We start from the raw sequence: 8,759 nt of genomic DNA, 5'->3' as shown, positions 1-8,759 counted from the left end.
TTCAAGCCCCAGCGCCTCCACGCGGACAAAGCCTACGACCGCGCCGACCTGCGGAAATGGTTACGTGGCAAACGCATCGGAGTACGGATCGCGCGTAAAGGCATCGAGTCCAGCGAACGATTGGGCCGCCGCAGATGGGTCATCGAACGGACGATGTCCTGGCTGTCCGGCTACCGACGTCTGAGTCCTCGCTACGAGCGCGATCCCCGCAACTACCTGGCCTTTCTCGGCCTCGCCGCCGCCCTCTGCTGCTACAAACGGCTCGTCCGCCTCACCACATAGGACACGGTCTTAACGTCCTCTCAGCACCTCAAGAACTGAGCACGTTCATCCGTGACTGGGCACGTTCACGGCTCTGGCAAGATCGGCTCCATGTTCCTCCGGCTTCGGTGACCAAGCGAGTGGCTGTCTTGTCGTGATAGCCGAGCGCCTTCGCGATGACGGGAGCCGGGGCCTGGAGGACGAGCTGACGGATCGCGGAGGTCCTGCCGCGCTGCGGCGGGACGCCGATCTCACGCAGGTGGGCTTGGAGGCTGACCGGGTTCATGGGCTGTCCGGGCTGACGGCCGGGGAAGAGCCACTGTGAGCTCCTGCTGCTGGCGTAGGGCAGGTGTTGCCGGGACTGGATGTAGGCCCGCATAAGGTCGGCGACGGGCTCCGGCAGCGGGGAGGGCGGGTCTCCCAGCCGGACGGTGATGGTGGTCTCGTCGTCGGTAATGTCGTCGATGGTGAGGTGGACGATGCGGGTGACGGGTTGCGCGTAGAGGAGAACGAGCGCGGCGGCGACCCGGGCCCGTAGGGGCAAGGAGTCGTCGTTGAGGACCCGGCGGAGGATCGCGAGCCGGCGGTGCTGGTGCAGCGGTTCCGGGTCCTGGGTGATGACGGCGGGCGGCAGCGTGAGGCGGGGCATCCGGCCGGTCTTCATGCACCACCGCAGGAATGACTGGGACGGGCGGCGGGTGGCCAGGCTCTCGGTGTGCCAGGCGTCGATGTCGGCCTGCTGGCACTGCCCGATTGCACGTCCTCGGCCGGCGAGCCATGTGAGGAATGCGCCGGCCTGGGTGACCTCCTGTTTGGTGTGGTTGGTCTGGGAGCGTCCCAACGGTCCCTTCTCCGCCTTCGTCCGCAGGCGCCGCATCTGGTGCCAGGTGGCGAAGTGGCGGAGAAGCTGACGGTGTTCGGGGTTTTCGATGGTGGCGAGCCGTTCGGTCAGCCAGCGCTGGTAGAGCAGGAGCTGCCGGTCGACCCGCGGGAGGACACCGCTGTCCATCAGCAGGTCACGCAGGTGAGTGACGGTTCGCCAGGGGGCCTCTTGGTGCAGCCCGTCATGCGAGAGCGGGATACCGCCCGTGGCCAGGCCCTGGAGGAGACGGACGACATTGGGGTTGCGCAGCCAGATGAGTCGACTCTTGGGTCGGTCCATCTCTAGCAGGATCTTGACCAACGGCAGGAACGCCGGAACGACGCGGCCGGTGCCGTCGTCGAGGAGGCGGGCGAGCGTGTCGGCGAGGGGGCAGTGTTCGCAGAGGCGTCCGCCAAGCAGCAGCCCCTCGAAGCCGCAGCGATCACAGAAGAGGTCGCGGACGATGCCCGCGCAGTCGCGGCAGATCGGTGCGCCGTCGATGTCCCGTCCCGGCAGTAGCCGGTCGGAGTCGCAGCCTGGGCAACGGCCACGGACTCGCATCGCGCGGTCGCACGCTCGTACTCCTCCGGTGTCACCACTCACCCCTCGGGCGTCAGTCGGACCCGTGTGGGTCGGCGCGCGGCCAGGTTGATCGGCGCCTCTTCGCCGGCGGCTCGGCGGGCCGGGAGGTTCTGGGCCGAGGTGGCGATCAGGTCGGTGGGCGTGCAGTCGAGGATGTCGCAGAGGGCGGCCAGCACCGGCAGGGACAGCCGTTCCGGGGTGCCGGAGACCAGGCGGTGGACCTGGGAGGAGGACAGGGTGATGCCGCGTTCGGCCAGGTGCGGCATGACCTCGCCGACGGTGAACATGCCGCGGGCGGCCATCAACTCGCGCAGGCGCCACCGGTAGTTGATCTGGCGTGGCATCAGGAGGTCCTTCCCGGCCGCAGAGCGGCCTCGATGGTGGCGTCCAGGACTCGACGGAGAGAACGTGTGCGAAAGTCGGAGGAGACGCAGGTGTAGATCGCGGTGGTGGAGGCGTGGTCATGGCCGACCTGCTGCTGGACGAACAGCGGGTCGTGGCCGTCCTCGATCAGGTGGGTGATGTACGACCTGCGCAGCGAGCGGAACTCCAGCGCGGGATCCAGGCCGGCGGCATCCCGGTAGGCGGCGAATCGGGAGTCCAGCCGCTGGACCCCGACCCGCGGGCCACGCTCGGACGGCCAGAGGGCCCGGCTGGTCGAATGACGCATCCCGGGCCGGACCTCACTGATCCATTCCTCGATCGTGCGGGGTGTCCAGTGCCAGACGGTCAGAACGCTGCGACGTTTGGGCGGTGAGCCCTTCTTGGCCTTGCCGTAGCGGACCAGCAGGGTTCCGTACTCGCCGAACTCCCGGCCCTCCGGATTTCGGCCGAAGTCCGTGAGATCCAGCATCCGGGTCTCATTGCGACGCAGCCCGTAGGCGTACGCGACCTTGAACAAGGCGGCGTCCCGGAAGGCCGGCAACCAGCCCTTGCCGCGAACGCGCAGCACCGCGTCGTCGGCGTGATCAAAGAACTGCTCCAGTTCGGGCTTGGTGAACGCCCGTCGTTCCGGCTCGCCCTCGGCTTCGTCGGCGTGCGTTGCAGCATTCCAGTCGTAGACCACCTGGACTGGGTGAGTACCGAAGTACCGCAGGCACTCGTCGCTCCAGCCGTAGGCCGGGTTGGTCAGGAAGTCGCAGAACTGACGCACGGAGCCCTGGTAGTTGCGCAGAGTGGAGCGGACGCAACCGCGCACGGCCCGCAGATCGGCCGACCATTCGTCGACGTGCTGCGGCGTCCAGTGCCACGGCATCACATCGGCGTGCCGGGTGAAGGCCCGGACCGTGCGCTCTTGGTCATTGACGTACCCCAGCGAGAGGTTCCGGGCGAGCTGCTGGTTGCGCCAGCCCTTGATCATCGCCTCGAAGACCTGCTCGTCCGGCCGCAGCAACGACAGGCCGTCCACCAAGTGCAGCCGCGCAGAACCTGGAACGAGACCGTCCCAACCCATCCGCCATCACTCTCCGTCCATCGCATCTGACGCGAGAATTTCGCATCAGATGCGACCCGGGGGTGTCTTCGCAGTTCAATCGCTCGATGGAGTGAGACCTCCAGCTGTCCATCGAGGAGACCGCTACCGTGGTTCCGAGGTCAGCGTCCCTGGTGAGACCCGGTCCATGCGCTCCATGGCTAATCTCCAGGACATGTGTCACCTATTCGCATCCGATGCAATCGGCGTCGGTAGTAGCAGCGGTATAGCGGCTAACGGTGAGATTGATCTTGGTCGGCTAGCACAGCGATCGGTGGTCTCGGGGCAGTTCGGGCAAGCCCGCTGAATGGGCTCGTGGCGTGGCTACGGTCACCGCGTGCCGGTGGAATTCCTGACTGACGAGCAGGCCGATGCGTACGGAACTTTCAAGGAGGCGCCGACGCGTCCTGAGCTGGAGCGCTTCTTCTTCCTGGATGACGACGACCGGGACCTGATCGCGCTGCGGAGGGCGGACAGCCACCGGCTAGGGATTGCCTTGCAGCTGTGCACGGTGCGCTACGTCGGGCTGTTCCTTTTGGAGGACCCGCTGGCGGTTCCGTGGGAGGTGGTGGACTACCTCGCTGAGCAGCTGGACATCGAGGATGCCTCGGTGATCAAGCGGTACACCGACCGCAGGCCGACGGCGTACGAGCACTCGGGGGAGATCCGCAGGCGGTACGGCTACCGGGAGTTCGACGATCCGCAGTGGGGGCGCAAGTTCCGGAGGTTTCTGCACGGGCGGGCGTGGACGCATGCCGAGGGGCCGGTGGCGCTGTTCGATCACGCGGTGGCGTGGCTGCGCGGGCATCGGGTGCTGTTGCCGGGGGTGAGCGTGCTGGCGCGGCAGGTGGCGGAGGTCCGTACGGTCGCGGAGAAGCGGTCGCATGCGGCCGTGGCGTCGGCGGCCCGGCGGGCCGATCCGGCGTTGCCGGCGGAACTCGCGGCGCTGCTGGTCGTCCCGGAGGGTGCCCGGTATTCGCACTTGGAGGTGCTGCGCCGGCCGCCGACGCGGACGACGGGTACGGCGCTGGCGCGGGCCCTGGACCGGGTGAACGACATTGCTGCGTTCCAGCTGGGCCGGGTGGATCTGTCGCGGGTGCCGGTCAACCGGCTGTCCACGCTGGCCCGGTACGGGCTGGCGTCGAAGGCGGCCGGCATCGAGCGGGCGCCCGAGCCGAAGAGGACCGCGTTGATGACGGCGGTGGTGCGGTCGCTGGAGGCGGCGGCGATCGACGACGCGCTGGACCTGTTCGCGCTGCTGATGGCGACGAGGCTGATCAGCCCGGCGCGGCGGGCGTCGGACAAGGAGCGCCTGGCGATGCTGCCGCAGCTGGAGAAGGCGTCCCGCACGCTCGCGCGGGCCTCGAAGGTGCTCATCGAGGAGCTGGAGCGGGTCGAGGAGCACGTGGCGGACCTGGACGTGGCCGCCGTGTGGCGGGCGGTGGAGGAGGTCGCCACCCGGGCGCAGGTGTCCGGCGCGGTGGCCACGGTGCAGGCCCTGGTGCCGCAGGACGACGGGTCGGCGGAGGCCGCGCTGCGTGACCAGCTGGCGCTGCGCTTCAACACCGTGCGTCCGTTCCTGTCGCTGCTGGGCGAGTCGAACGCGCTCGGGGCGGCCACCGGCGGGCGCCGGGTGCTGGCCGCGGTGCGTCGGCTGCCCGCGCTCTCGCGCCGGAGGGTCAAGGACCGGCCGTTGCTGCCCAGGGAGATCGACGCGGAGCTGGTGGCTCCGATGTGGAAGCGTGCGGTGTACGCCAACGCGAAACTGCCCGCGGGCGCTGTGGACCGTGACGCATACGTGGTGTGCGTGCTGGAGCAGCTGCACCGCGCGCTCAGTCGGCGCGACGTGTTCGCCGCGCCGTCGAACCGCTGGTCGGATCCGCGCGCCCGGCTCCTGGACGGCAGGCAGTGGGAGGCGGTGCGGGAGGACGTCCTGGCCGGGCTGAGTCCGAACGAGCCGGTCGGGCAGCATCTTGAGCGCTTGGCGGTCGGGCTGGACACGGCATGGAAGCACCTTGCCCAGCGCTTGGAGGAGGCGGGCGAGGAGGCGAAGATTGAGATAGTGGTGCCGCCGGACGGCGGGCGGGCCCGGCTGTCGGTGGACAAGCTCGGTGCACTGGGCGAGCCGGAGTCGCTGACCGCGCTGAAGAAGGCGACGCTGGCGATGCTGCTGCGGATCGACCTGCCGGACCTGCTGTTCGAGGTCCACGCCTGGACCGGTTTCCTGGACGCCTTCACGCATGTATCCACCCGTGAGAGCCGCATGGCGGACCTGCCGGTCAGCCTGGTGGCGCTGCTGGTCGCGGAGGCGTGCAACATCGGTCTGACCCCGGTGACCAACCCCGGAATCGAGGCTCTCACCCGTAGTCGGCTCTCCCACGTCGACCAGAACTACCTGCGCGGCGACACCATCGCCGTGGCGAACGCCGCACTGATCGCAGCCCAGGCCCGGGTGCCGCTCGCAGCCGAGTGGGGCGGCGGGATGCTCGCCTCGGTGGACGGCCTGCGCTTCGTGGTGCCCTCACGGTCCATCAACACCGGTCCCTCGCCGAAGTACTACGGCTACAAACGCGGCGTGACCTGGCTGAACGCGGTGAACGACCAGGTGTCGGGGATCGGGCAGATGGTGGTGCCCGGCACCCCGCGCGACTCCCTGTTCATCCTGGACACGCTGCTGAGTCTGGACGGCGGGGTGCGGCCGGAGATGGTCACCACCGACAACGCCTCTTACTCCGACATGGTGTTCGGCATCTTCACGATGCTCGGCTACCGTTTCGCGCCCCGCTTCCGCGACCTGGCCGACCAACGCTTCTGGCGTGCGGATCTGCCCGCCCCGGCCCGCACCCAGGACGACATCGTGGGGTCGGGGTCGGAGGCCGCGGGGAAGGCGGGGTACGGGCCGCTGCAGGCTCTGGCCCGCAACAAGGTGAACCTCAAGAAGATCGAGACCTGGTGGCCGGACATGCTCCGCGTCGCCGGATCGCTGGTCACCAACCAGGTCCGCGCCTACGACCTGCTGCGGATGTTCGGTCGCGACGGCCGCCCGACCCCGCTGGGCCAGGCGTTCGCCGAGTACGGGCGGATCGAGAAGACCATGCACCTGCTCAACCTGGTCGACCCCATCGACGACACCTACCGCCGCCGGATGAACCGCCAGCTCACCGTGCAGGAATCACGGCACACCATGGCGCGAGCGATCTGCTACGGCAAGCGCGGCCGCATCCAGCAGCCTTTCCGCCAGGGCCAGGAGGACCAGCTCGCCGCGCTCGGCCTGGTCCTCAACGCCGTGGTGCTGTGGAACACCCGCTACCTCGACGCCGCGCTCACCGCGCTGCGCGAGGCCGGCACGCAGGTGAAGGACGAGGACCTGGCCCGGCTGTCCCCCCTGAAGGCCAAGCACCTCAACGTCCTGGGCCGGTACAGCTTCCTCCCGTCCGTCCCCGGCGGCGGGATGCTGCGGCCCCTGCGCGACCCGGCTGATGCCGACGCGGAGACGGAGGACGACGTGTAGGGGGCAACGCCTCGTGGGCTTGGCCCGGAGCGTCGGCGGGCCGGGGTGTGACAGGTTCTCGGGAACGCGGCGGCCGTGATGTGGTTTCCGCTGGTTTGCGCCGGGAGAAGTAGTCGGATACGCCTCCTGCCGTACGGCAGGAGGCGAGGGAGATGAGGAGGGGGACTGTGGTGGGTAACGCAAGCGGTTCGGATCAGGAGTGGATGGACCTGGCGGACGCGATCACGCTGCTACGGGACCAGGTCGCCGAGGCCCAGGACCGGATCGCCGACCCCGCGGGCCGGGGTGACCAGGGGGTGCTGTTCACGCTGGGGGAGATCACGCTGGATCTCGGCCTGGAGCTGACCGCCACCAAGGGCGTCGACGGCGGACTGCGCTGGAGCGTGATCAGCCTGGGCGGCAAGAAGGAAAGCGGCAGCAAGGCCACCCACACGGTGACGGTGAAGCTGACCCCGCACCGGCCCGGCGGCGGCGACATCGACGTCAGCGACGAGGAGTAGGCCCTCCACCCGCACGCCGCGCGTCACAGAGCAAGGGATGGGGGACTGCTGTGGAGTTCGACCGCCGGGTGCAGATCCGGGTGGACCGTCTCAAGGACGGCAGGAAGAGCAAGGGCTTCGGATCGGGGTACCTGGTCGCGCCGCGTCTGGTGCTGACCGCCGCCCACGTCCTGGACCATGTTGACCCGACGGCCGTGGATCCGGTGCGGGTGTGCCCGCCCGACGCTGGCGAGCAGCAGTTCCGCGCGACCGTACTCTGGCAGCGCAAGGACCCGATCGTGGACGCCGCGCTGATCGAGGTCCCCGACGGCCGGAGTTGGCAGGTCCCGCAGTCCCTGAGTGATCTGCTGACCCGACCGCCCCAGCGGTACGGTCTGCTCATCGGCACCCGGCCGCACCCGGTCACCACGACGGGCTTCCCCCGCCTGCAGAAGGACGCCGAGGACGGCCAGCGTCTGGACGAGCAACTGACTGGCCGCATCGCCCCGGGCACCGGCGCCCTCGCCAGCCGCTACGAGATCACCAGCACCGACCCCATACCCGGCACCGGGCCATCAGGCGACAGCCTGTGGGCGGGCATGTCGGGAGCCGCCGTCCTCACCGACGACGGCTTCGGCGGGGACCTGCTGTGCGGCGTCATACGCCGCGACCGTCAGGCCGAAGGCGGCGGCCGCCTGACCGCCACCACCGCAGCCCACCTCCTGGCCGGCCCCAGCTTCCGCAGCCTCTTCACCCAGCACACCGGCTGGGAACCCGTCCTAGAACCCATCGAACCTGCTGCACTGCTCACCTCCGCCGCTGGCGACCGCGCCTTCCGCTCCCCCGCCGCGCTGCTGCGCGCGGACGCCGAGGCCGTCGCCTTCCACGGCCGCGATGCCGAACTCGCCGACCTACGCGCGTGGTGCGAGAACAAACCGGACGCTCTCGCGATCCGGGTCATGACCGGGCCCGGCGGACAGGGCAAGACCCGCCTCGCCCGCCGTCTCGCCGACATCCTCGACTGGGCGGGCTGGGTCACCGGACACCTGCGCTCCGACCTCACCGACGACCCCTTTCTCGACGGAACCCCACCCGACTTCACCACCCTCAACACCACCCTGCCCCTGCTCCTGGTAGTCGACTACGCAGAGACCCGCCCCCGTCTGCTGCGCCGTCTCATCACCCACCTGCACCGCTCCCGCCACCGTGTACGGCTGCTGCTGCTCGCCCGCTCCGACGGTGAATGGCGCACTGGCTCCTTCCAGGCTGTCCCCGACGTGCGGGATCTGCTCGAAGAAGCCCCTGTCATCCCGCTCGGCCCGCTCATCCCCGCCGGCAAACCCGCTCAGGACCGGCAAAGCGCCTTCCAACAGGCCGCCGGAGACCTCGCCCGCCTGCTGCCCGAGGTCCCCACCCTGCCCACACACGACTGGCAGTCCCTCGCCAGCACGCTCCGACCCCCCGCCGACCTGAGCCACCCGCGCTACGACAACGTCCCTCTGAGGTGCCTCGAAGTTCTCGGACAGGTGTCCAATAGGATCGCCTGGAACAGGGAACGAGGAAGTAGTGGCGCCACCGAGGAAGTACTCGCAG

Annotated in this window: 7 protein-coding genes; 4 read left to right on the top strand and 3 right to left on the bottom strand. The window is 69.3% G+C overall.

Annotated features, from left to right (window positions below; all coding sequences use genetic code 11):
- A partial coding sequence (locus ACZ6C1_RS38015) for a transposase (RefSeq protein ID WP_469247627.1) occupies positions 1-282 on the top strand: 282 nt, incomplete at its 5' end.
- 28 nt (positions 283-310) lie between these two features.
- Here ACZ6C1_RS38015 and ACZ6C1_RS38010 read toward each other — a convergent pair.
- The 3 genes from ACZ6C1_RS38010 to ACZ6C1_RS38000 are packed head-to-tail and all read right to left on the bottom strand — an operon-like array spanning position 311 to position 3,113.
- Positions 311-1,684 carry a hypothetical protein gene (locus ACZ6C1_RS38010; RefSeq protein ID WP_469247626.1) on the bottom strand — a complete coding sequence of 458 codons (1,374 nt, stop codon included), beginning with the start codon at positions 1,682-1,684 and terminating at the stop codon, positions 311-313.
- Positions 1,685-1,722: 38 nt separating this feature from the next.
- Positions 1,723-2,049 carry a helix-turn-helix domain-containing protein gene (locus ACZ6C1_RS38005; RefSeq protein ID WP_469247625.1) on the bottom strand — a complete coding sequence of 109 codons (327 nt, stop codon included), beginning with the start codon at positions 2,047-2,049 and terminating at the stop codon, positions 1,723-1,725.
- Positions 2,049-3,113, bottom strand: a complete 1,065-nt coding sequence (locus ACZ6C1_RS38000; RefSeq protein ID WP_469247624.1) for a tyrosine-type recombinase/integrase — start codon at positions 3,111-3,113, stop codon at positions 2,049-2,051. The genes ACZ6C1_RS38005 and ACZ6C1_RS38000 overlap by 1 nt, the downstream gene beginning before the upstream one ends.
- 400 nt (positions 3,114-3,513) lie before the next feature.
- Here ACZ6C1_RS38000 and ACZ6C1_RS37995 point away from each other — a divergent pair, with 400 nt between their 5' ends.
- From ACZ6C1_RS37995 to ACZ6C1_RS37985, 3 genes are all read left to right on the top strand, one after another.
- Positions 3,514-6,687, top strand: a complete 3,174-nt coding sequence (locus ACZ6C1_RS37995; protein WP_469247623.1) for a Tn3 family transposase — start codon at positions 3,514-3,516, stop codon at positions 6,685-6,687.
- Positions 6,688-6,857: 170 nt separating this feature from the next.
- The gene (locus tag ACZ6C1_RS37990) at positions 6,858-7,187 is read left to right on the top strand and encodes a trypco2 family protein (protein WP_469247622.1); all 330 of its coding nucleotides are present in this window, start codon (positions 6,858-6,860) and stop codon (positions 7,185-7,187) included.
- Positions 7,188-7,237: 50 nt separating this feature from the next.
- A partial coding sequence (locus tag ACZ6C1_RS37985; protein ID WP_469247621.1) for a trypsin-like peptidase domain-containing protein occupies positions 7,238-8,759 on the top strand: 1,522 nt, incomplete at its 3' end.

Source organism: Streptomyces sp. NPDC041796 (assembly GCF_055590785.1).
This window is presented reverse-complemented; position numbering and strand designations above follow the sequence as displayed.